Below are 22,703 nucleotides of genomic sequence, written 5' to 3'. Positions count from 1 at the left end.
GCTGGACCGGCAGGTGAGGGCGTTCGGCCTCGATCTGGGCCTCGGCGGCGAGGCGCCGCCGCAGACGCCACCGTGACCGGCGCGGCCCGGGAGCGGTGTTAACGGGCCGTTAGGGTTAACAGTCTATTGCTGGCGCGTTCGGCTCGATCAATCGGCTCGAGAGTCAAAGCGTCATGCGTCTACGGTTCAGTCTTGCCCGGCTTCTTGCGTCCACCTCGCTGGTCGCGGCGGTGGCCATGGGCCTCGGCGGCTGCACGGCCATGTCGAAACTCTCCGACGTGACGGGTTCGGTCGGGCCACGGGCGGAGGCTGGTCCCACCGATCGCGCGCCCGCAGATCCGGTGCGCGCCGTCGAGGTCTATGGCGAGCGCTACCGCGCCAATCCCAAGGACGCCGATGCCGCGCTCGCCTACGGTCAGGCGTTGCGCGCCAACGGTCAGCGCGCCCAGGCCGCCGCCGTGCTCGAGCAGGCGACCATCGCCAATCCCGGCAACAAGGCGCTGCTCGCCCAATACGGCCGCGCCCTCGCCGACAACGGCAATTTCCAGCAGGCCTACGATGTGCTTTCGAAAGCGCATTCGCCTGACAATCCGGACTGGCGCCTGCTCTCGGTGCAGGGCACCGCGCTGGACCAGATGGGCCGTCACGAGGAAGCGCGTTCCTACTACGCGAGCGCGCTCAAGATCGCACCGGGTGATCCCGGCGTGCTCTCCAATCTCGGCCTGTCCTACATGTTGTCGAGAGACCTTCCGAAGGCCGAAGAGGCGCTGCGGCAGGCCTACGCCTCGCCGCGTGCGAGCATCCGGGTGCGGCAGAATCTCGGCCTTGTCGTCGGTCTGCAGGGCCGCTTCGCCGAAGCCGAGACCATCGTGAAGGCGGATCTGCCACCGGATCAGGCCGCGGCCAACGTCGCCTATCTCAAGGAGATGCTCAGCCGCAGCGACGCTCCCCGCGGCGCACCGAAGCGGACGCCGCTCGCCTCGCTCAGTCAGCCCGACTGATCGGCGCTGATCGTCTCTTCTATCGTCTCATCCTGAAAGCCGTCCGCGAGCCGCATGCGGCCCGCGTCTTTGCGTCATTGCATCTCGGAGATCTTGATGCCGGTCGGTCCGAGAATGACGACGAACAGCACGGGCAGGAAGAACAGGATCATCGGCACCGTCAGCTTCGGCGGCAGGGCGGCAGCCTTCTTTTCGGCCTCGTTCATGCGCATGTCGCGATTTTCCTGCGCCATGACGCGCAGGGAATGTCCGAGCGGGGTGCCGTAGCGCTCCGCCTGCTGAAGCGCGAGACACACCGACTTGACGCCTTCGAGCCCGGTGCGCCGCGCCAGGTTCTCATAGGCGACCTTGCGATCCTGCAGATAGGATAATTCGGCGGTGGTCAGCGTGAACTCCTCCGACAGCGCGATCGACTGTCCCACGATCTCGGTGGCGACTTTCCGGAACGCCATTTCGACCGACATGCCGGATTCGATGCAGATCAGGAGCAGGTCGAGCGCATCGGGAAAGGCGCGCTTGATCGAGAGCTGGCGCTTGGAGATCGCGTTCCTGAGGAACAGCATCGGCGCCTGAAGGCCGAGATAGGCGGCGCCGATGCAGATGCCGATCTTGATCGGCATGGCCTGCTCCATATGCGCGATCACGAAAACGTAGACGACCGAGCCGACGAAGAGCACCAGCGGCGCGACCATGCGGGCAAACAAGAAGGTGATGTAGGGCGCCTGACCGCGGTAACCCGCCATGATCAGTTTGTCGCGCGCGGCCTCCTGCGCGAGCCATTTGGTGAGGTTGAAGTCCTCGACGACCTTGGAGACGAGCTGCTTCGGCGTCTGGCGCAGCGTGACCTTCTCGTTCTTGTGAAGGCGCTCGCGCTCGCGCTGCCGGATGCGCTCGCGCTCGCTCGCCACCGCCTTCATGCGCTTGGAGAGGCCCTCGCCTGCGAACAGGGGCATTACCAGCGTATAGACGGTGGCGCTGGCGGCAATGGCCGCCAGCATCATGGTCATGAAGTGGACGTCATGTAGTTTCGCAACGAGAAACTGGACCATACTGCACCGTCAGAAATCGAAGTTGATCATCTTTTTCATCACCATGATGCCGACCGCCATCCAGACGACGCAGCCGACCAGCATGAGCTGGCCGGTGGGATGGGTCCACAGCACCGAGATGTAGTGTGGCGTCGTGAGATAGACGAGGAACATCACGATCGGCGGCAGCGAGCCGATGATGCCGGCCGAGGCCTTGGCTTCCATCGACATGGCCTGGATCTTTTCCCTCATCTTCTTGCGGTCGCGCAGCACCTTGGAGAGGTTGCCGAGCGCTTCGGAGAGGTTGCCGCCGGATTTCTGCTGGATCGAGATGACGATGCCGAAGAAGTTGGCCTCCGGCAACGGCATGCGATCATAGAGCCGCGAGCAGGCCTCGCCGAGAGGCATGCCGATCGCCTGGGTCTCGATGATCGCCAGAAACTCGCCGCGCAGCGGATCGGGCGCATCGGCCGCGACGACCTTGATCGACTCGAACAAGGGCAGGCCCGCCTTGATGCCGCGGACGATCACGTCGACCGCATCGGGCAGCGCCGCCAGGAACTTGGCCTCGCGACGCTTCTTGAGGAAGCCCAGCGCCCAGCGCGGCAGGCCGAAACCGCCGGCAAAGGCGAGGCCGGCAGCACCGATCAGGCCGCCGCCGGCGAACAGAGCGGCCGCGAAGAACGCGCCCGCTACGGCGGCGGAGACGATCCAGAATTTCTGCGGTGTCCAATCGAGCCCCGCCTGTGACAGGCGGACGGGGAGCGGAGCGCTCTTCTCCTGCAGGCGTCGCGCCTCGAGATCCTTCAGCGTGGTCTCGACCTGCTCGCGGCGCGAGCGCTGGGACTTCTCGGCCTGGCGGACCGTGGGCGCCTCGGCGCGCGAGATCGAGGCGCGGCGGCTTTCGGCCTTTCGTTCCCCGGACAGCAGCGGATAGAGGAAGACCCAGGCGATACCGCCGACCGCCGCGGTGGCAAGGAATGCGAGGGCGAGGACCTGCATGTTCATGCTGACCTGCTCACGTCTGCGGCGCGACTTCCGCCGCGTCCAGCGCAGCGGCAAGGCGTTTCTCGTCGCCGTAATAGCGGGCGCGCTCCCAGAACTTCGGACGGCCGATGCCGGTCGAGCGGTGCCGGCCGATGATCTTGCCGTTGGCGTCCTCGCCGACCATGTCGTAGAGGAAGATGTCCTGGGTGATGATGGTGTCGCCTTCCATGCCCATCACCTCGGTGATGTGGGTGATGCGGCGCGAGCCGTCGCGCAGGCGCGCGGCCTGGACGATGACGTCGATCGAGGCGCAGATCATCTCGCGGATGGTGCGTGAGGGAAGCGAGAAGCCTCCCATCGTGATCATGGATTCGCAGCGCGACAGCGCTTCGCGCGGGTTGTTGGCGTGCAGCGTGCCCATCGAGCCGTCATGGCCGGTGTTCATGGCCTGGAGCAGGTCGAACGCCTCGGGTCCGCGAACCTCGCCGACGATGATGCGCTCGGGGCGCATACGAAGGCAGTTGCGCACCAGCTCGCGCATGGTGATCTGGCCCTCGCCCTCGATGTTGGGCGGTCGGGTTTCCAGCCGCACCACGTGAGGCTGCTGGAGCTGGAGCTCGGCGGCGTCCTCGCAGGTGATGACGCGCTCGTCATGCTCGATGTAATTGGTCAGGCAGTTGAGCAGCGTGGTCTTACCGGAGCCGGTACCGCCTGAGATCAGCACGTTGCAGCGGACGCGGCCGATGATCTGGAGGATCTCAGCGCCCTCCGGCGAGATCGCGCCGAACTTGACCAGCTGATCGAGCGTCAGCTTGTCCTTCTTGAATTTGCGGATGGTGAGTGTGGGGCCGTCGATCGACAGCGGCGGCACGATGGCGTTGACGCGGGAGCCGTCGGCAAGGCGCGCGTCGCAGATCGGCGAGGATTCGTCGACGCGCCGGCCGACCTGGCTGACGATGCGCTGGCAGATGTTGAGGAGCTGCTGGTTGTCGCGGAAGCGAATTCCCGTGCGCTGGATCTTGCCGGCGACTTCGATGTAGACGGTGTTGGCGCCGTTCACCATGATGTCGGCGATGTCGTCGCGCGACAGCAGAGGCTCGAGCGGGCCGTAACCGAGAACGTCGTTGCAGATGTCGTCGAGCAGTTCCTCCTGCTCGGCGATCGACATCACGATGTTCTTGATCGCGATGATCTCGTTGACGATGTCGCGGATTTCCTCGCGCGCGGACTCCGAATCGAGCTTGGCGAGCTGGGCGAGGTCGATCGCCTCGATCAGCGCGCCGAAGATGGTCGCCTTGACCTCGTAATAGTTGTCCGACCGCCGGCTCTCCATGGCCGGAGGCGGCGGCGCCTTGGCAGGAGCGAGCGGCGGCGAGGCGATGGCCGGCGGAGGCGGGGCGCGCGACACCGTCGGCGCCGGAGCCTGGGCAGGCTCGGGCGACACGGCGCCGGGCTTGGGCGCCCGAAGGTCGGTGTCTGTTCCGCTACGCTTACCGAACACTTAACAACTCCATGCGGCGGCTTATTTTCCCCGCAACTTGTCAATCAGGGGTGAAAGCAGGGACGACTTTTGCTTCTTGGTCTCGCTGCGGCCGGTCAGGCGCTGGGCGATCTGGAGGAACATCTCGATCGACTTGTGGTTGCCGGAGATCTCCGCGATCATCTGGCCGTTGTTCGCAGCCGAGCCGAAAATCTGCGGCTCGAACGGGATCGAGACGATCGGCTGGCTCTCGATCGCCTTGGCGAACTCCGCGGCGGCGATTTCGGGGCGTTTCGGCACGCCGACCTGGTTCAGGCAGTAGAGCGGTGGCCGGTCGTTGGGGCGCGCGGCCTTCAACAGATCGAACAGGTTCTTGGCATTGCGCAAATTGGCGAGGTCGGGCGCAGCCACGATCAGGATGTCGTCCGCTCCGATCAGGGCGCGCTTGGTCCAGCCCGACCATTGGTGCGGAATGTCGAGCACGATGCAGGGCATGGTGGAGCGCAGCGTGTCGAACACGGCGTCGAAGGCGTCGGTACCGAAATCATAGACCCGGTCGAGCGTCGCCGGCGCCGCCAGCAGGCTGAGATGGTCGGTGCATTTCGACAGCAGACGGTCGATGAAGGCGGTGTCGACGCGATCGGGCGAGAACACGGCGTCGGCAATGCCCTGCGGCGGGTCCTGGTTGTAGTCGAGCCCTGCGGTACCGAAGGCGAGGTCGAGATCGGCGACGACGGCGTCCATTGCGAGGTCGCGCGCGATCGCCCAGGCGACGTTGTGGGAGATGGTGGAGGCCCCGACGCCGCCCTTGGCGCCGACCACGGCGATGATGCGGCCGACCGCCTTGGCTTCCGGCGCGGAGAACAGGTTGCAGATCGAGCGCACGACGTCGATCGCGCCGACCGGCGCGAGCACGTAGTCGCTGACACCGCGGCGCACCAGCTCACGATAGAGTGTGACGTCGTTGATGCGGCCGATCACGACCACGCGGGTGCCGGCGTCGCAGACGGTGGCGAGCTGGTCGAGCCCGCCCAGCAGGTCGTTGCGTCCGTCGCTTTCGAGCACGATGACGTTCGGCGTCGGCGCCGAGCGGTAGGCCTCGGTTGCAGCGGCCATGCCGCCCATCTGGATCTTCAGGTGGGCCTTGCCGAGACGGCGGTCTTCGCCGGCCGCCTGGACCGCGGCAGCAGTCTCCACGGTCTCGCAGAAGGCCTGGACCGAGACGCGCGGCGCGGGCGCAATATGTTCCTCGACCGGCGGAGGAACTGCGTCCTGCTGCTCTTCGTGTGTCTGGCGAGCGTAGCTGATCATTTGCCGGTGTCGCTGAGTTTGGCCTTGTCGGCCTCGGGATAGGCGGTCGCCGTCGTGAGACCCTTGCGGTACTTCTCGAGAGAGTTGATGCGCCGCTGCGTGTAGGATGGAGTTTCTGGCCGCGGCTGCTCGAGGTCCGACGGATTGTCGACCATCGCCGCGAGGTTGCGTTGATAGGCGCAGCCGTAATTGTAGTAGTCCTTGTTCTCGAACCAGCTCTTGTTCTTCATCGAAGGGCCGATGTCGTCAGGCCACAGGCCGCAGGGACCGGCGACCGCGGCGATCTTGGAATAAGTCAGCCGGATCGGCGGCAGGAACCGCTTGTCGTCCGGCTGGTAGGGGCGAACGTTGACGCCGCGCGGCGGAACGCCTGCTCCCGCCAGCATTGCCTGGATTTCACGCATCGTGTCCGCGACCGGACGCGCATTCGGCGTGCCGGACGGCACGTCGATACGGATGGCGCCCGTGCCTTCGTGCAACCATGCCGATGCGACACCCATCACGTCCGCGCGCTGGGCGGCGGTCAATCCGCCGCGGGCATGGCCGACGAAAACGACGATCGAACGATTCTGCTCCTCGATCGCGATCGGATGGCGCTGCTTGTAGTCGTCCGGAATGGAGGCCGTGACGGCCTGGTCATGCTGGCAGCCGCCGAGCGCGAGCGCCATGGCGACGAGCGCACCACCGAGCAGGATGGCGCGTTTGCGAAGCTGGGGTGGTCTTGTGATCATCGTGAAGTCCCCGTTCCGCCTCAGTCGGTGATGAAGCCGTAGGTGCCGCGGTAGTTCTTGGCCGGTTCGGTCCGGCCGGGCACGCCGTAGATACGGTTGATGTTGCCGAGCAGCTGGGCCTGGGGATCCGCAGGCGGGGCGAAGCCGTCATCCGGCCGCGACAGGTCCTTGGGCGCCACCGCGCGAACGACATAGGGCGTCACGATCACGACCAGCTCGGTCGCGTTGTTGACGAAGTCGCGGCTGCGGAACAGCGTGCCGAGGATCGGGAGCTGCATCAGTCCCGGCAGTCCGCTGATGGCTTGCTTGGTCTGCTGCTGAATCAGGCCGGCCATCGCCATCGCGCCGCCGGAGGGAATTTCCAGCGAGGTCTCGGCGCGGCGGGTTCTGATCGAGGGCACCGTCAGCGAGTTCACCGACGTCGAAGTCACGGCCTGCGACAGGGTGATCGCATTCTCGTTCGAGAGCTCGGAGACTTCGGTCATCACGCGCAGGCTGATCTTGCCTTCGCTCAGCACCACGGGGGTAAAGTTGAGCGAGATGCCGAACTTCTTGAAGCTGATCTGGGTGGTACAGACATGCGTGGTGGGGTCGCACGCATAACCTGCCGGGACCGGGAATTCGCCGCCGGCGATGAACGTCGCCGATTCACCGGAGATCGCGGTCAGGTTCGGTTCGGCCAGCGTGCGGATCACGCCCGCGGTTTCCATCGCGCGCAGGGTGGCCTGCACCGACGTCGCGCCGCCGAACTTCGTCGTCAGGTTGTTGCCGTCCACGAGGTTCTTGCCGAGAGCCGTGAACGGATTGGAGTTGGTGAAGCTCACCACCGACGTGCCATAGTTGAGGTTGGCGCTCAGGTCGATGCCGAGCTGCTTGACGATGGTGCGCTGGACTTCCGCCACCGTCACCTTGAGCATGACCTGGTCGCGGCCGCGCACCACGATCGAGTTCACCACCTTGTCGGCGCCGCCGGCCAGGCGCGCGGCGAGATCGTTGGCCTGCTGCGCCTCCATCGGGTTCGCCGCGGTGCCGGTCAGGACGATTCCGTCGCCGAGCCCGTCGATTTGGATGTCTGAATTGGGCAGGACCTGCTTCAGCGCGGCCCGTACACCGTTGAGGTCGCGCTTGACCGCGATGTCATAGGCCGCGATCTGCTGGCCTGCAGAATCGAAGAACACGATGTTGGTCTGGCCGATCGCGGCGCCGATGATGTAGGCGCGCTGCGCCGAGCGGACCACCGCATTGGCGATCTTGGGGTCAGCGACCAGCACGTCCTTGATGTCGCGCGGCAGGTCGATCACGATGGACTTGCCGACACCGAGCGAGAGGAAGCGGGCGTTCATCTGACCGTCGGCAGCCACCGGCGCGGCGGGGCGATAGTCGGCGGCAACCACGGGGGTCAGCACCGGGTTGAATGCCAGCGCGAAGGCGGCCGAAAACGACAGGGCGCGGACCATGGAGGTTCGCATCGTCGCCAGGTCTGCCCTGCATTTCATGTCGCCTGTCCTCATCGTGCTTTCGCCGTCGAGCTCGGAATGCCGTAGCGAATGATCGAGATGCCGTCGCGCTTCTGGGCGGATTCGTCGAGCGTGATCTCGCTCATCTTGACGTCGGCAATGCTGCGCAGCGCCAGCGAGAGCGTTCCGGCCTGACGGGCAGAGGAAAGCGCCTGGGTCTGTGCGGAAGTGAGTTCTAACGTCACGGTCTTGCCGACCACGGCGTTCTGGCCGTCCTTCTCCTTCGGAGCCTGGTCGATGGCGAGGACGCGCACATTGACCAGGATGATCTCGGATGTGACGACGTCCTGGCCCCCGGCGGCCTGGTCCGGGTTCTTGAGGCGGCGCGTGAGGAGGACGTCGACGCGATCATTGGGCAGGATGAAGCCGCCTGCGCCGGTCTCCGGCGAGATTTCGGTCGAGATGGCCCGCATGCCGCTGGGCAGGATGGCCGCCATGAATCCGGAGCCCTCGGCCTTGACCAGCTTCTGGTCGCGGATCGGCTCACCCTGAATGAAAGGCGCGCGCGCGATCGAACCGGTCACCTGAGTCACGCCCTCGGGACGCTCGTTGCGGCGGATGAAGGTGGCGCTGGCTGTCGCGGCCGGCCAGGTCTGCCATTGCAAATCTTCCGGCTTCACGGTCTGGCCGAGGCCGATGTCGTTCTTGGCCACGAGGACGTCGACGGTCGGAAGCTGCGCGACCGGGGCCGGGGGCGGCGCAGAATTGTCCGAGCCGCTCGCCAGGTACGCGGCGACACCGCCGGCGCAGATGGCGACCGTCAGGACGACAATGCGTGCCCTATTCATACGCTTCACTTTCCAAACAAAACGCCGCGACGCTGCCGCCGCCTTGATCGGCAGTTGACCAGCTATTCGTCAAAGCATGGTTAATGAGGCGTATCTAAATCGCCTTAACGCCGGGTTTACCCGATGCGTTCAGCGCAGCGCGAGGTGAGCGAGATCAATCGCCTTCACCCATTCGGTCTCCGGGTAGACCATCAGCGCACTCAGTGCGAGCGCGATGCCGTAGGGGATGCCGCTCTCCTTGGCGTGCAGCCGGGCGAGCCAGGCCTGACCCGCCAGCCCGTAGGGCAGCGGCCATTGCCGGAACTGGAGCAGGAGCAGCGTCAGCGCCCCGCCGAACAGCGAAGCGTAGAGCAGGAAGTTCATCAGCTGAGCGAAGCCGAACCAGAGCGCGACGGAGGCCGCGACCTTGGCGTCGCCGCCGCCGACCCAGCCCAACGCAAAGCAGGTGAAGGCGATGACCAGGAGAAGCGCGCCGGCGCCGACATGACTGAGCATCTCGTAAGGTGCCATGCCACCGGCGAAGGCAAGCGCGAAGAAGCCGGCGACCAGCGCCAGCGACACGCGGTTCGAGATCGTCATCGTGAAGAGATCGCTCGCGGCAGCGAACGCCATCAGGGCCGGGAAGAGCAGAAGGCGCGCAAGGTCGAGGATCATGGGCTGCGTCTTGAGGCCTGGGTTTGCCGCGGGAGCTGGCGTCGGGCGATGCTAGCCGGCAGTGCTAAACAAACCGACAACGGCAGCAAGGGGCGCGGGAGGCTGAAGCCGCAGACCGCGTCGTCACCAGAGGCTGGCAATGCGCACGGCGAGCGCGGCCGTCGCAAGCAGCAGCGCAAGGCAGACCCAATAGACCGGCGAGCCGGCTTGTGCCGCCGCTGTGTCATTCGCCGCGATCGCGGCATCGGTTCTGTACTTACGCAACACCACTGGAACTCGCCGTCTTCAGATAAACAAAGGCCCCGGAGGTCCGGGGCTTTTGCCGTCGTTCGTCCGGCTTTACTTGAGGCCGGTCGAGATCGCGGTGAACTTGGTGTTCAGCGTGGTGCCGAGATTGTTGACGACGGTGATGATGGCCAGCGCGATGCCGGCGGCGATCAGGCCGTATTCGATAGCGGTGGCGCCGGATTCATCCTTCGCGAAACGTGCAATCAAGTTCTTCATGAACATAACTCCATCTGGGGTGGGATCGCCTCGTTCGGCGCCGTCTTTGACGCGATAACCATGAGAGCCGAGCTCTTTCGGTAGAGTTAATTCGATCGGGCAAACCCGCTTGCGGCGCGATGCTTTGGCCCAGAGTGAATTTCGTCTTAAGGCGGCGCCCGTAATTCATTCCGGTCCCGGAAGTACCGTCAGCGCGGCGCCGGCTTCACGCTCCCTTAAATTTCGCGGCGTAGGCGTAACAGAGCTGGAATTCGCAAGAGAGGCGACGATGTCGAGCCTGCCCATGCAAGTCGCCCTGATGCTCGGCGAGACCATCGTCAAGGTGATCCCCATCACCTTCGCGCTCGCGGCGGTCTTCACCGTGCTCGAACATTTCTGGGCCTGCAATGCCGGCGCGCCGTGGTGGCGCAAGCGCGAGATCGTCACCGACATCTGCTACTGGTTCTTCGTTCCGGTGTTCGCCCGCACCATGCGGATCGGACTTCTGATCGTCGGCGCGAGCCTCGTCTTCAACATCCACGACGCAGACGAACTCATCGCCTTCTACGACAATGGCCACGGTCCGCTGTCGTTAATGCCGCTCTGGGTCCAGGCCGTGCTGTTCCTGGTCCTGTCCGACTTCATGCTTTACTGGCTGCACCGGCTGTTCCACGGCGGCGGGTTCTGGAAGTACCACGCGATCCATCACTCCTCGGAGGAGATAAGCTGGATTTCGGCGGCCCGCTTCCATCCCGTCAATCTCGTGCTCGGCTCGATCGGCGTCGACGTCGTGCTGCTGATGGCCGGCATTTCCCCGAACGCGATGGTCTGGCTCGCCCCGTTCACGACCTTCCATTCGGCCTTCGTGCACGCCAACCTGAACTGGAGCTTCGGGCCGTTCAGATATTTGCTGGCGACGCCGGTGTTCCACCGCTGGCACCACACCTCGCTCGAGCAGGGCGGCGACACCAATTTTGCCGGCACGTTCCCGATCTGGGATGTTCTGTTCGGCACCTTCCGCATGCCCGAGGGTGAACTGCCGCAGGATTACGGCAAGGACGAAGCGACGATGCCGAAGGAGATCGCGGGTCAGTTCGCCTATCCGTTCCGCCGCTAGCCTCGAAGGCGGTAAAACGCCAGTCTGTTCAAACAATAGTCGGCGAGTTTGCGGAACGTTCACGAATTAAGGGCAGGTTAGCGGGGTCGGGCACCGGCTCCGCTGTTATCTGTTCGCTTCTGCCGGTTTGTGACGTCCCGGGGGTAAGAGTATGCGTAAAGAATTGCTGCGCCGTCGTGCGCGCGTCTGTCTTCTGGTTGCGGCCGCGGTGCTGGCATCGCCGGCTGCCGGCCTTGCCGACCCAACCGCCGACACCATCGCCGTCAATGTCGACCAGGCCAAGCTGGTGCGGCTGCCCGGCAAGGTGGCGACCATCGTGGTCGGCAATCCCCTGATCGCCGACGTCACGCTCCAGCCCGGCGGCATGATCGTCGTGACCGGCAAGGGCTATGGTGCGACCAATTTCATCGCGCTCGACCGGGCCGGCGAGATCCTGGTCGACCGCCAGATCCAGGTCGAAGGTCCGAGCGACCGGCTCGTCACCGTCTATCGCGGGATCGAGCGCGAGTCCTACAGCTGCGTGCCGCTTTGCCAGCGTCGCGTGACGCTCGGCGACAGCGACACCTACTTCAACAACACGATGAGCCAGGCCGGCTCGCTGAGCGCCAGCGCCAGCGGTGGCGGCGGCGGTGGTCCGGCCAAGTCCAACTAAGCAGGACCGATCGGCGGGGCTGCCCCGGCAGGATCCCGCCACGCGCTTTGCGGATATCAGGCAGAACTCTCGGCGCGCGCGCCGTGCTTTCCCTGGGCTTGGGTCGGGGCTGGTTAACGCGTTCTTAACGGCGCGGTCCGCCGGCTGCGGATCGCCTGAAACACTTAAACAATCAGTTTCCGCTATTGAACGGAACAGTTGATCGCCCGTTGCTGGGGAATTTGATGTGATGCCATCGCCTGCACCTACGAGGTTCACACTCCGGAAAGCGCTGGGCCGGTTTTGCGGCAACCGCCGCGGTTCCGCGGCCGTCGAGTTCGCCCTGGTCGCGCCGATGTTCTTCGGGCTGCTGTTCGCCATCATCGAAACGGCGCTCATGTTCTTCGCGAGCCAGGTGCTCGAGACCATCTCGCAAAATTCCGCGCGCGCGATTCTGACCGGCCAGGCGCAAGCGCAGGGCGGTTCGGTGGCGGCCTGTCAGACCACGCCCAACGTGGTCATGGCGTGCGACCAGACGACGTTTAAGGCCTATGTGTGCACGCAGATCCCGGCACTGTTCGATTGCAGCAAGCTCTACGTCGATGTCGTGAGCACCAGCTCGTTCGGGGCGCTAAGCCTGACGAACTACGGCGATTCCTGCAATTTCAACCCGACCGGCATGCAGTACAGTGCCGGGACCTCCGGCCAGGTCGTCGTGGTGCGGCTGTTCTATCAGTGGCCGCTCATCGTCACCGGCCTCGGTTACAATATCGGGTGCAGCAACAAACGGCTGATGGTGGCGACCACGGCCTTCAAGAACGAACCCTTCTGAGACAGATGGATCCGAGCGGACCGATGCAGGCGATAGCGAATATCTGGCGGAATGCACGCTGCTCCGTGCGCGACTTCGTCGCCGACAAGCGCGCGCTCGCGGCGACCGAATTCGCGGTCATTGTCCCGCTGATGCTGGTGATGTTCTTCGGCACCGTCGAATTCTCGTCGGCCGTGGCGATCGATCGCAAAGTCACATTGATCGCGCGGGCTCTGTCCGATTTGACATCGCAGTCGACGACGCTCGCCGACGCCGACATGAAGGATACGTTCACGGCAAGCATCTCGGTCATCATGCCCTACAACGCCAGTCTGGTGAAAGGCACGGTCTCCCAGATCTATATCGATGCCAACAGCATTGCCACGGTCCAGTGGAGCAAGGCGGGCACCATTGCGAGCGGCGCGACGCAAGCGACGCTGGCGACCTCGGCTCGCAAGGCCGGCGACAAGGTCACCACCATGATTCCCTCGACGCTCTTGATTCCGTCGACCTACCTCATACTCAGCGAGGCGAATTACACTTACACGCCTTCCGTAGGCTATGTGTTGAAGTCGAGCATACCCTTGAGCGATCTGTCCTACACGCGGCCGCGCCAGGTCACCTGCGTTCCCTACAACGGCGTACCGTCGACGTGCTGATATCCGTGCGCAGGCGCTAGAATGAAAAAGGCCGTGCGTTGCGCACGGCCTTCTTGTTTTCTTTGGCTGCGCGAGCCGATCGGGCCGAGCGCCCGGCGGGCTCAGCCTTCGGAGCGGAGGTTGTCCGCTGCCGACTTGCCGGAACGGCGGTCGGCCACGATCTCGTAGGAGAGCTTCTGGCCTTCACGCAGCGTGCCGAGGCCCGCACGCTCCACAGCGCTGATGTGGACGAACACGTCCTGGCCGCCATCGTCGGGCTGAATGAAGCCGAAGCCTTTGGTCGCGTTAAACCACTTCACGGTTCCCATGCTCACGGGGATAGTCCCTTCTCAGATAACACAATGTTGGAGCCTGCTTGCGCAGGCCGGTTAGATCGAATTTTTGGAAGGGTCGTCAGCGTGTCTGAACCGGCTGTACCGGTGGATGCTAATGTCGTCCGGCCGAAAATCGATAAATTCATTTTATCGGAATTGGGGCCCCAAAACAATCCGGGCATGCACGATTTTTTGATCCGCCGCGACGTCCGCGGCGGATCCACATAAAGGCCGGAATCTTACTTCCGCGCTCGGGCGCCGGCAGGCGCCTAGCGACGGCGGAACTGGCCGCCGCGCTGGCCCGGACGAGGCGGTCCACCCATCCCGCTGGGACGCTCGTCCTTGTGGCGGAAAATCAGCCGGCCCTTCTCGAGGTCATAGGGCGACATCTCCACCGTCACGCGGTCGCCCGCCAGCGTCTTGATGCGGTTCTTCTTCATCTTGCCGGCGGTATAGGCGACGATCTCGTGTCCGGCGTCGAGTTGCACGCGGTAGCGTGCGTCGGGGAGGATTTCGGTGACCAGTCCTTCGAACTGGATCAGCTCTTCCTTAGCCATGAATTTCTCCAGGTCGTGGACGGCTAGTGCGAATAGGGTTTGCGGTTCGGTTGGCCATTCGGCCGACTCTCACGGCGCAAAAAGGCCACGCCTTGTATCCCATCAGGCGCCCCGGCGCCATGCGCGGAACGCTGTTCGGGACGACTGCCTGCAGAAGAATGCGTCTTCCCGCCGGAGCGGGGACGACGAGACCCCTTTGAGGCTTTCGGGCCATTGCCGGGCCGCCCGTCAGCATGTCGCGCTTCGCCGCCATGTCGGCCTTCACCGGGGCGTCCATCGCCCTGCTTGCCGGCGCTATGATGGCGGCCGTCGGCATGCCGTTCGTCGCTACGGCGTCCGTCACCGTGGCGTCCCTCACCATGCCGAGCGCCCTGCGGACGCTGGCCTGGGCGGCCGCCCCGGCCCTGTCGCTGCTGCGGCGGGGGAGGACCTGCGTCGCGGCGGCCGGCGTCGGTGCGGAGATCCTCGCGCGGCAGTGCCACCTTGATCAGCCGTTCGATGTCGCGGAGATAGGCGAGTTCCTCGCCGCCTGCGACCAGCGAGATCGCGGTGCCGTCGGCGCCGGCGCGCGCGGTGCGGCCGATGCGGTGGACGTAGGTTTCCGGCACGTTGGGCAGGTCGAAATTGATGACGTGGCTGATGCCGTCGACGTCGATGCCGCGAGCGGCGATGTCGGTGGCGACCAGGGTGCGGATCTCGCCCGAGCGGAACTGGGCCAGCGTCCGTTCGCGATGGTTCTGCGACTTGTTGCCGTGAATGGCGCTGGCGGGGATGCCGGCCTTCTCGAGCGACTTCACCACCTTGTCCGCGCCGTGCTTGGTGCGGGTGAAGACCAGGGCGCGGTTGACCGGCTCGTCCTTCAGAAGCTTGCTCAGGAAGGCGGGCTTGGCGGAGAAATCGACCTGGACGATGCGTTGATTGATGCGCTCGGCGGTCGAGGAGACCGGGGTCACCGCGACGCGGGCGGGATCCCGCAGCATCGCGTTCGCCAGCTCGGCGATGTCCTTCGGCATGGTGGCCGAGAAGAACAGCGTCTGCCGCTTGATCGGCAGCTTGGCGACGATTTTGCGGATGTCGTTGATGAAGCCCATGTCGAGCATGCGGTCGGCTTCATCGAGCACGAGGAACTCGACGCTCGACAGTTTCAGCCCGTTGCTTTGCACGAGGTCGAGCAGGCGGCCGGGGGTGGCGACCAGCACTTCGACGCCCTGCATCAGCGAGCGGACCTGACGGCCCATCGGAACGCCGCCGATGGCGAGCGTCGAGGACAGGCGGATGTGGCGGCCATAGGCGTTGAAGCTGTCGAGGATCTGGCCGGACAGCTCGCGGGTCGGCGACAACACCAGGACGCGGGTGGTCTTGGGTTGCGGCTTGATACGATGCTCGAGCAGGCGGTGCAGGATCGGCAGCGCGAAGGACGCGGTCTTGCCGGTGCCGGTCTGGGCGATGCCGACGACGTCGCGGCCGGTCAGCGCCGTGGGAATGGTCTGGGCCTGGATGGGGGTGGGGGTGACGTAGTTCTCTTCGTGAAGAGCGCGCGCGATGGGTTCGGCGAGGCCGAAGTCCTGAAACGAAGTCAAAAGAGGGGTTCTTTCCATGTCAAAAGCGGGCGCCCGGCGCATTCAGCGCGGCGCACGCAAAAGGGTGTCAAGAAGACACCTGCGTGTTTGGGGTGTCGGATGGCTTGGGAGATATGGGGCAAGCCAGAGGCCCGTAAGGGCTTAAGAACACGCGGCTCGCAACGACCCCTTGATTCGCAAGAGGTCTCAGCTGCTTATATGGAACATTCAGGGGGCGCTTTCAAGGCAAGCTCTGCCGAAATGGCGATTGCGGTGCAGAAATAGTTATGCCGGAAATTTAGCCAGAGCGACTATTTTGCTCAGAAAATAACCAGCCTGCCGCTTTGGCATACATTTGGATTGCTCAAGATTTGAGCTGGTTCTCGGTCGGGACACTTTGATTTCCAACGGTTTTGTCAGCAAAACCAATTAGTTGGTGGGTACTCAGTCCATGGCATGGTTCTTGCGAATCCGTTAATCGCAGGCGGCCGTGGGGCCGTTTCGCAGCGTTTTTCACGTCTGCGTCAGGGAGATGAGACACTCATGTTTAGCAAATCCACTCACGATATAGCGGCGTCATTTAGCCGCCGCGGCGTGCTCGCCGCGACCGCCGGACTGGTGCTGGGTCTGGCTTCATTGACTGGCGCGAAGGCCGCGGACGACACCATCAAGGTCGGCGTGCTGCACTCCCTTTCCGGCACCATGGCCATCAGCGAAACCACGCTGAAGGACACCATCCTTTTCCTGATCGACGAGCAGAACAAGAAGGGCGGCGTTCTCGGCAAGAAGCTCGAGGCCGTCGTCGTCGACCCCGCGTCGAACTGGCCGCTGTTCGCCGAAAAGGCGCGCGAGCTGATCACCAAGGACAAGGTCTCGGTCGTGTTCGGCTGCTGGACCTCGGTGTCGCGGAAGTCCGTGCTTCCCGTCTTCAAGGAGCTGAACAACATCCTGTTCTACCCCGTGCAGTACGAGGGTGAGGAGAGCGAGCGCAACGTGTTCTACACGGGTGCGGCGCCGAACCAGCAGGCGATCCCCGCCGTCGATTACCTGATGAAGGACGAGAAGGTGAAGCGCTGGGTGCTTGCGGGCACCGACTACGTCTATCCGCGCACCACCAACAAGATCCTGGAAGCCTATCTGAAGTCGAAGGGTGTCGCCCAGGAAGACATCATGATCAACTACACGCCGTTCGGTCACTCCGACTGGCAGACGATCGTGGCCGACATCAAGAAGTTCGGCTCGGCCGGCAAGAAGACCGCGGTGGTCTCGACCATCAACGGCGACGCCAACGTTCCCTTCTACAAGGAGCTCGGCAACCAGGGCATCAAGGCGAAGGACATTCCGGTCGTCGCGTTCTCGGTGGGTGAAGAAGAGCTCGCCGGCATCGACACCAAGCCGCTGGTCGGCCATCTTGCCGCCTGGAACTACTTCCAGTCGATCAAGTCGCCGGAGAACGAGAAGTTCATCAAGGCATGGCAGGCCTACACCAAGAATCCGAAGCGCGTGACCAACGATCCGATGGAAGCGCACGTGATCGGCTTCGACATGTGGGTCAAGGCGGTCGAGAAGGTGAAGTCGACCGATCCGGACAAGGTGATCGACGCTCTCCCGGGCATCGAAGCCAAGAACCTGACCGGCGGCGTGTCGAAGATGCTGCCGAACCACCACATCACCAAGCCGGTGTTCATCGGCGAGATCAAGGGCAACGGCCAGTTCGACGTGGTCTGGAAGACCCCGGGTCTCGTCGCGGGCGATGCCTGGTCGAAGGAGCTCGACGGCTCCAAGGACCTGGTCGGCGACTGGGTCGGCAAGAAGTGCGGCAACTTCAACACCAAGACCAACAAGTGCCTCGGTTCGGGCTCCTGATCCGGATCTGACACGCCATTGCACGCCCGGAGAAGGCGGCGATCCCGCCGCCTTCTCCACCCATTTCTGCCGGGGTCATTCACAGTGCCAGCCCATTTGTCCGCGCGCCTCTGCTCGCTTGCGCTCTCGTTGTTCCTGATCGCGTTCGCGCTGCCGGCCCTCGCCGGTCCGTTCGAGGATGCGGTCGCCAAATTCGCCAACGATGATTATTCCGATACGGACGAGGCGATCGGCGTGGTCGCAAGCAGCGGCAATCCGCTGGCTTTCCCCATCATCAGTGCGCTTCAGGACGGCCGCCTGATGGTCGACCTCGACAGCAAGAAGGTTTACGTCACCGGCGCCGACGGCAAGTCGATCGACGCCGCGACAGGCCAGGCGGTGGCCAGCGTTCCCGACAGCGCGAGCGCGGTCCGCCTCAACAACCGCCTCCGCCGCAGCGTCGACGCCGCGCTCGGCAGCCTGACGCTCCAGTCGCCGGACATCGGGACGCGGCTCCAGGCGGCGCAATCCGTCTTCAAGTCGCATGAGGAGACCGCGCTCGAGGCGGTCGACGGCGCGCTCGCCAAGGAAACCAACAGATCCGTCAAGGCTGCGCTCGGCGACGCCCGCGCGGCCATCCTGCTGTTCAAGCCTGATGCCACCGAGGTCGAGAAGCTGGAGGCGGTCGCCACCCTCAAGGGGCGCGGCGATCAGGAGGCACTGGCCCTGTTCACCGGCATGGGCGATCAGCCGGCCTCGGTGACCAAGGCCGCCGCGAGCGCGATCGGCTCGATCCAGAATTCGCTCGCGGTCTGGTCCATGGTGCAGAATGCCTGGTACGGCCTCTCGCTCGGCTCGGTGCTGCTGCTCGCCGCGATCGGGCTCGCCATCACCTTCGGTGTGATGGGCGTGATCAACATGGCGCATGGCGAGATGGTGATGATCGGGGCCTACACCACCTTCGTGGTGCAGGAGGTGATCCGCACCCGCTATCCCGGCCTGTTCGACTATTCGCTGCTGATCGCCGTGCCGCTGGCCTTTGTCGTCGCCGGCGCGATCGGCGTGCTGATCGAGCGCAGCATCATCCGTTTCCTTTACGGGCGTCCGCTGGAGACCTTGCTCGCGACCTGGGGCCTGTCGCTGGTGCTGCAGCAGGCGGTGCGCACCATGTTCGGCCCGACCAACCGCGAGGTCGGCAATCCCTCCTGGATGAGCGGCGCCTTCGAGCTCGGCCAGATCACCATCACCTACAATCGGCTCTGGATCCTGGTCTTCACGCTCGCTGTGTTCGCGATCCTGCTCGCGATGCTGCGCTACACCGCGCTCGGCCTCGAGATGCGCGCGGTGACACAGAACCGCCGCATGGCGGCCTCGATGGGCATCGCCACCTCGCGCGTCGACGCGCTGACCTTCGGGCTCGGCTCGGGCATTGCCGGCATCGCCGGCGTGGCACTGTCGCAGATCGACAATGTCAGCCCCAATCTCGGCCAGAGCTACATCATCGACAGCTTCATGGTCGTGGTGTTCGGCGGCGTCGGCAATCTCTGGGGCACGCTGGTCGGCGCCTTCACGCTCGGCATCGCCAATAAGTTCCTGGAGCCGGTGGCCGGCGCTGTGCTCGGCAAGATCGCCATCCTCGTCCTCATCATCCTGTTCATTCAAAAGCGCCCGCGCGGCCTGTTCGCGCTCAAGGGCCGTGCGGTGGAAGCATGACCCCTCACATGCTGACGCGATCGCTGGACCGCAGCGCGACGATCTTCCTTGCCGTCGTCGCGGCCTGCGGCATCCTCATCCCGCTCTCCAATTTGCTGCTGCCCGCGGGCTCGTTCCTGCAGGTGCCGACCTATCTGGTCGCGCTCTGGGGCAAATATGTCTGCTACGCGATCCTCGCGCTTTCGATCGATTTGATCTGGGGCTATTGCGGCATTCTCTCGCTCGGCCACGGCGCCTTCTTCGCGCTCGGCGGCTACGCGATGGGGATGTATCTGATGCGGCAGATCGGTACCCGCGGCGTCTACGGCAATCCGATCCTGCCCGACTTCATGGTGTTCCTGAACTATTCGAAGCTGCCCTGGACCTGGTACGGCTTCGACATGTTCTGGTTCGCGGCGCTGATGGTGCTGCTCGTGCCCGGCCTGCTCGCCTTCTGCTTCGGCTGGCTCGCGTTCCGCTCCCGCGTCACCGGCGTGTATCTGTCGATCATCACGCAGGCGATGACCTATGCCCTGCTGCTCGCCTTCTTCCGCAACGATTTCGGATTCGGCGGCAACAACGGCCTGACCGACTTCAAGGACATCCTGGGCTTCAACGTGCAGGCGGAGGGCACCCGCGCGGCGCTGTTCGCGCTGAGCTGTCTGGCACTGATCGCAGGCTTCCTGATTTGCCGTGCGATCGTCTCCTCCAAGCTCGGCAAGGTGCTGATCGCGGTGCGTGACGCGGAGTCGCGCACGCGCTTCCTCGGCTACCGCGTCGAATCCTACAAGCTGTTCGTGTTCACGGTGTCGGCCTGCATGGCCGGCGTCGCCGGCGCGCTCTACGTGCCGCAGGTCGGCATCATCAATCCCAGCGAATTCGCGCCCGGCAATTCGATCGAGGCGGTGATCTGGGTCGCGGTCGGCGGCCGCGGCACGCTGGTCGGCGCCGCGCTCGGGGCCGTCGTCGTCAACTACGCCAAGACGTTTTTCACCTCGGGCGTGCTGGCGCCGTACTGGCTGTTCATGCTGGGCGCATTGTTCATCCTGGTGACGCTGCTGCTGCCGAAGGGCATTGTCGGCACCTTCAACGCCTGGTGGGACCAGTCGAAGGAAAAACGCAACGCCGCGACCACCGTGAGCGCTGCGGCCGAGGACGGCGTCACCGAACCCAAGATGGCGGAGTAGGCGCAAATGAACGTCATGGACAACCGCGCAACCTCCGCGATGCTCTATCTCGACGGCGTGCACGTCTCGTTCGACGGCTTCCACGCCATCAACAATCTGTCGCTGACGCTCGAGCCCGGCGAGATGCGCGCCATCATCGGCCCGAACGGCGCCGGCAAGACCACGATGATGGATATCATCACCGGCAAGACCAAGCCCGACGAGGGCACGGTGCTGTTCGACGGCGTCACCGATTTGACGCGGCTGGACGAGACCCGCATCGCCGAGCTCGGCATCGGCCGCAAGTTCCAGAAACCGACCGTGTTCGAGAGCCAGACCGTGCAGGACAACCTCCTGCTCGCGCTCAATGTCGACCATAGCGTCAAGGGCACGCTGTTCTGGCGCGGCAGCAGGGCGGAGTCCGAGCGCATCGACAAGGTGCTGGAGACGATCCGTCTCACCGAGGCCCGCAACCGCCTTGCCGGCAGCCTCAGTCACGGCCAGAAGCAGTGGCTGGAGATCGGCATGCTGCTGGCGCAGGACCCAAAACTGCTCCTCGTCGACGAGCCCGTCGCAGGCATGACCGACGTCGAGACGCATCTGACTGCCGAGCTGCTGAAAGAGATCAACAAGACGCACACGGTGATGGTGGTCGAGCACGACATGACCTTCGTGCGCGAGCTCGGCGTCAAGGTCACCTGTCTGCACGAAGGCACCGTGCTGGCCGAAGGAACCATCGACCAGGTCTCGTCCAACGAGCGGGTCATTGAAGTCTATCTGGGACGCTGAGCGATGCTTGAAGTCAAAGACATCAATCTGTTCTACGGCGCGGCGCAGGCGCTGCGCGGCGTCTCGATCTCGGCCGAGCCGGGCAAGGTGACCTGCGTGCTCGGGCGCAACGGCGTCGGCAAGACCTCGCTCTTGCGCGCCATGGTCGGGCAATATCCGATTTCGTCGGGCGCGATCGTGCTCGACGGCAGCGACATCACCGGTCTGAAGCCCTATGAGCGGGCGCGCAAGGGCATCGGCTTCGTGCCGCAGGGCCGCGAGATCTTCCCGCTGCTGACGGTCGAGGAGAACCTCAAGACCGGCTTCGGCCCGCTCAAGCGCGAGGACAAGCATATTCCGGACGACGTGTTCTCGCTGTTTCCGGTGCTGCAATCCATGCTCGGCCGGCGCGGTGGCGATCTCTCCGGCGGCCAGCAACAGCAACTCGCGATCGGTCGCGCGCTGGTGATGCGGCCGAAATTGCTGCTCCTTGACGAGCCGACCGAGGGCATCCAGCCTTCGATCATCAAGGACATCGGCCGCGCCATCTCCTATTTGCGCAACCTCGGCAACATCGCCATCGTGCTGGTCGAACAATATCTCGACTTTGCCTGCGAACTCGGCGACAGTTTTGCCGTGATGGATCGCGGCGCGGTGAAATTCACCTGCGATCGCGCCAATTTGGACGCGAGCGAGATCAGCCGCCAGATGGCGCTGTAAGCCGTTCTGCCGCGACCGGCTGGGGGAGGCGGATGCGCAGCGACGTTTCGGTCACGTCAGGGGTTTTCGAGGCAAACCGTGCCCGCGGCGCGGTGCGTTTCGACGTGCATGCGCGTGACGGCGTGACGCGGCGCGGCGTCTTGCATGAATCCGGCTCGCTGCGCGTGCGCTTTCCCTCGCCGGAAGGCGAGGGGCTCTCCGGCGTGTTCGTCAACACGGCAGGCGGCGTTGCCGGTGGCGACAGTTTTGAGATCGACATCACGGCGGGCCAAAGCTCGCGCCTGACGCTGACGACCGCCGCCGCCGAAAAGGTCTATCGGGCGCCCGGAGCCGCGGCGCAGCTCAGCATTGCCTTGAAGGTCGATGCGGGTGCGCATCTGTCCTGGTTGCCGCAAGAGACCATCCTGTTTGACCGCGCCCGGGTCCACCGCCGTTTCGATATCGAGCTTGATGATGCCGCCTCGCTCCTGCTCTGCGAGATCGTGGTGTTCGGCCGCACTGCCATGGGCGAGCGGATGGAGCAGGGCGAGTTTGTCGACCGCTGGCGGCTACGGCGTGGTGGCAGGCTGGTGTTCGCCGAGACCATCAGGCTCGACGGCAATATCGGCGCAAAACTTGGGCGATCCGCCGTCGCCAAAGGCGGTGCCGCGATCGGCACGGTGCTGATCGCCCCCGGCGACGAGGCGCTGGTTGAGCGCATCCGCGAGGCGTCGGACTCATTCTCCGGCGAGGTCGGAATCTCGGCGTGGAATGGCTTTGCAATGGCGCGGTTCTGTGCCCAAGATGCGGCGCGGTTGCGCGCCGACATGATGGCTGTGCTGGCGCGCACTGGTGCGGCGCTGCCGCGGTTGTGGCTGAATTGACGTGTTGAACGGAAGAGATTT

Annotated in this window: 24 protein-coding genes; 11 read left to right on the top strand and 13 right to left on the bottom strand. The window is 64.5% G+C overall.

All coding sequences use genetic code 11. The features are described 5' to 3' along the window. Nucleotides 1-173 precede the first annotated feature (173 nt). Nucleotides 174-1,001 carry a tetratricopeptide repeat protein gene (locus AABA84_RS25945; protein WP_338313595.1) on the top strand — a complete coding sequence of 276 codons (828 nt, stop codon included), beginning with the start codon at nt 174-176 and terminating at the stop codon, nt 999-1,001. A 74-nt stretch (nt 1,002-1,075) separates the two neighbouring features. Here AABA84_RS25945 and AABA84_RS25940 read toward each other — a convergent pair whose 3' ends face one another. The 10 genes from AABA84_RS25940 to AABA84_RS25895 form a co-directional block, all read right to left on the bottom strand. Further along, complete coding sequence (locus AABA84_RS25940; protein WP_212245563.1) at nt 1,076-2,050, bottom strand: type II secretion system F family protein; 975 nt, start codon at nt 2,048-2,050, stop codon at nt 1,076-1,078. A gap of 9 nt (nt 2,051-2,059) precedes the next feature. Further along, nucleotides 2,060-3,037, bottom strand: a complete 978-nt coding sequence (locus AABA84_RS25935; protein WP_212245561.1) for a type II secretion system F family protein — start codon at nt 3,035-3,037, stop codon at nt 2,060-2,062. Nucleotides 3,038-3,047: 10 nt separating this feature from the next. Beyond that, the gene (locus AABA84_RS25930; RefSeq protein WP_212245559.1) at nt 3,048-4,517 is read right to left on the bottom strand and encodes a CpaF family protein; all 1,470 of its coding nucleotides are present in this window, start codon (nt 4,515-4,517) and stop codon (nt 3,048-3,050) included. A gap of 21 nt (nt 4,518-4,538) precedes the next feature. Then, nucleotides 4,539-5,807 (bottom strand): AAA family ATPase, encoded by a 1,269-nt coding sequence (locus tag AABA84_RS25925; protein ID WP_212245557.1) that lies wholly within the window; start codon nt 5,805-5,807, stop codon nt 4,539-4,541. Next, nucleotides 5,804-6,538, bottom strand: coding sequence for a CpaD family pilus assembly protein (locus tag AABA84_RS25920; protein WP_338305660.1), 735 nt, complete (start codon nt 6,536-6,538; stop codon nt 5,804-5,806). The genes AABA84_RS25925 and AABA84_RS25920 overlap by 4 nt, the downstream gene beginning before the upstream one ends. Before the next feature lie 20 nt (nt 6,539-6,558). Then, the gene (locus tag AABA84_RS25915; RefSeq protein WP_212245553.1) at nt 6,559-8,034 is read right to left on the bottom strand and encodes a type II and III secretion system protein family protein; all 1,476 of its coding nucleotides are present in this window, start codon (nt 8,032-8,034) and stop codon (nt 6,559-6,561) included. Between the two features lie 11 nt (nt 8,035-8,045). Further along, a complete protein-coding gene (gene cpaB, locus AABA84_RS25910) occupies nt 8,046-8,843 on the bottom strand; it encodes a Flp pilus assembly protein CpaB (RefSeq protein WP_212245551.1) in 798 nt (265 codons plus the stop codon). Between the two features lie 129 nt (nt 8,844-8,972). Then, complete coding sequence (locus AABA84_RS25905; RefSeq protein ID WP_212245550.1) at nt 8,973-9,497, bottom strand: A24 family peptidase; 525 nt, start codon at nt 9,495-9,497, stop codon at nt 8,973-8,975. 123 nt (nt 9,498-9,620) lie between these two features. Then, a complete protein-coding gene (locus tag AABA84_RS25900) occupies nt 9,621-9,761 on the bottom strand; it encodes a hypothetical protein (RefSeq protein ID WP_212246237.1) in 141 nt (46 codons plus the stop codon). Nucleotides 9,762-9,836: 75 nt separating this feature from the next. Then, a complete protein-coding gene (locus tag AABA84_RS25895) occupies nt 9,837-10,001 on the bottom strand; it encodes a Flp family type IVb pilin (protein ID WP_094977073.1) in 165 nt (54 codons plus the stop codon). 268 nt (nt 10,002-10,269) lie between these two features. On the opposite strand from AABA84_RS25895, the gene AABA84_RS25890 reads away from it, so the two are divergent. The 4 genes from AABA84_RS25890 to AABA84_RS25875 all read left to right on the top strand — a co-directional run bounded on the left by AABA84_RS25890 (nt 10,270) and on the right by AABA84_RS25875 (nt 13,198). Beyond that, nucleotides 10,270-11,097, top strand: a complete 828-nt coding sequence (locus AABA84_RS25890) for a sterol desaturase family protein (protein WP_212245548.1) — start codon at nt 10,270-10,272, stop codon at nt 11,095-11,097. 151 nt (nt 11,098-11,248) lie between these two features. Beyond that, entirely contained in the window at nt 11,249-11,749 is a 501-nt protein-coding gene (locus AABA84_RS25885; RefSeq protein WP_091955944.1) for a pilus assembly protein N-terminal domain-containing protein, read from the top strand. 229 nt (nt 11,750-11,978) lie between these two features. Then, nucleotides 11,979-12,560 carry a TadE/TadG family type IV pilus assembly protein gene (locus tag AABA84_RS25880; RefSeq protein WP_038950038.1) on the top strand — a complete coding sequence of 194 codons (582 nt, stop codon included), beginning with the start codon at nt 11,979-11,981 and terminating at the stop codon, nt 12,558-12,560. A 23-nt stretch (nt 12,561-12,583) separates the two neighbouring features. Then, nucleotides 12,584-13,198, top strand: coding sequence for a TadE/TadG family type IV pilus assembly protein (locus AABA84_RS25875; protein ID WP_212245546.1), 615 nt, complete (start codon nt 12,584-12,586; stop codon nt 13,196-13,198). 101 nt (nt 13,199-13,299) lie between these two features. On the opposite strand, the gene AABA84_RS25870 is transcribed toward AABA84_RS25875, so the two are convergent. The 3 genes from AABA84_RS25870 to AABA84_RS25860 form a co-directional block, all read right to left on the bottom strand. Beyond that, a complete protein-coding gene (locus tag AABA84_RS25870; protein WP_028142093.1) occupies nt 13,300-13,512 on the bottom strand; it encodes a cold-shock protein in 213 nt (70 codons plus the stop codon). Between the two features lie 269 nt (nt 13,513-13,781). Then, complete coding sequence (gene infA, locus AABA84_RS25865; protein ID WP_007599789.1) at nt 13,782-14,069, bottom strand: translation initiation factor IF-1; 288 nt, start codon at nt 14,067-14,069, stop codon at nt 13,782-13,784. A gap of 23 nt (nt 14,070-14,092) precedes the next feature. Then, nucleotides 14,093-15,691 carry a DEAD/DEAH box helicase gene (locus AABA84_RS25860; protein ID WP_212245544.1) on the bottom strand — a complete coding sequence of 533 codons (1,599 nt, stop codon included), beginning with the start codon at nt 15,689-15,691 and terminating at the stop codon, nt 14,093-14,095. Between the two features lie 480 nt (nt 15,692-16,171). On the opposite strand from AABA84_RS25860, the gene urtA reads away from it, so the two are divergent. The 6 genes from urtA (at nt 16,172) to AABA84_RS25830 (ending at nt 22,682) form a co-directional block, all read left to right on the top strand. Then, a complete protein-coding gene (gene urtA / locus AABA84_RS25855) occupies nt 16,172-17,494 on the top strand; it encodes an urea ABC transporter substrate-binding protein (RefSeq protein ID WP_026202068.1) in 1,323 nt (440 codons plus the stop codon). An 84-nt stretch (nt 17,495-17,578) separates the two neighbouring features. Next, nucleotides 17,579-19,186 carry an urea ABC transporter permease subunit UrtB gene (urtB, locus tag AABA84_RS25850; protein ID WP_212245530.1) on the top strand — a complete coding sequence of 536 codons (1,608 nt, stop codon included), beginning with the start codon at nt 17,579-17,581 and terminating at the stop codon, nt 19,184-19,186. Beyond that, a complete protein-coding gene (urtC, locus tag AABA84_RS25845) occupies nt 19,183-20,352 on the top strand; it encodes an urea ABC transporter permease subunit UrtC (protein WP_028142090.1) in 1,170 nt (389 codons plus the stop codon). The genes urtB and urtC overlap by 4 nt, the downstream gene beginning before the upstream one ends. A 6-nt stretch (nt 20,353-20,358) precedes the next feature. Continuing rightward, the gene (urtD, locus tag AABA84_RS25840; RefSeq protein WP_212245528.1) at nt 20,359-21,120 is read left to right on the top strand and encodes an urea ABC transporter ATP-binding protein UrtD; all 762 of its coding nucleotides are present in this window, start codon (nt 20,359-20,361) and stop codon (nt 21,118-21,120) included. A gap of 3 nt (nt 21,121-21,123) precedes the next feature. Continuing rightward, a complete protein-coding gene (urtE, locus tag AABA84_RS25835; RefSeq protein WP_018318770.1) occupies nt 21,124-21,819 on the top strand; it encodes an urea ABC transporter ATP-binding subunit UrtE in 696 nt (231 codons plus the stop codon). Nucleotides 21,820-21,851: 32 nt separating this feature from the next. Beyond that, nucleotides 21,852-22,682: an urease accessory protein UreD gene (locus AABA84_RS25830; protein WP_212245526.1), complete on the top strand. Its 831-nt coding sequence runs from the start codon at nt 21,852-21,854 to the stop codon at nt 22,680-22,682. Nucleotides 22,683-22,703: the final 21 nt, after the last annotated feature.

The organism is Bradyrhizobium sp. TM239 (assembly GCF_036247985.1).
Classification (GTDB): domain Bacteria; phylum Pseudomonadota; class Alphaproteobacteria; order Rhizobiales; family Xanthobacteraceae; genus Bradyrhizobium; species Bradyrhizobium ottawaense.
This window is presented reverse-complemented; position numbering and strand designations above follow the sequence as displayed.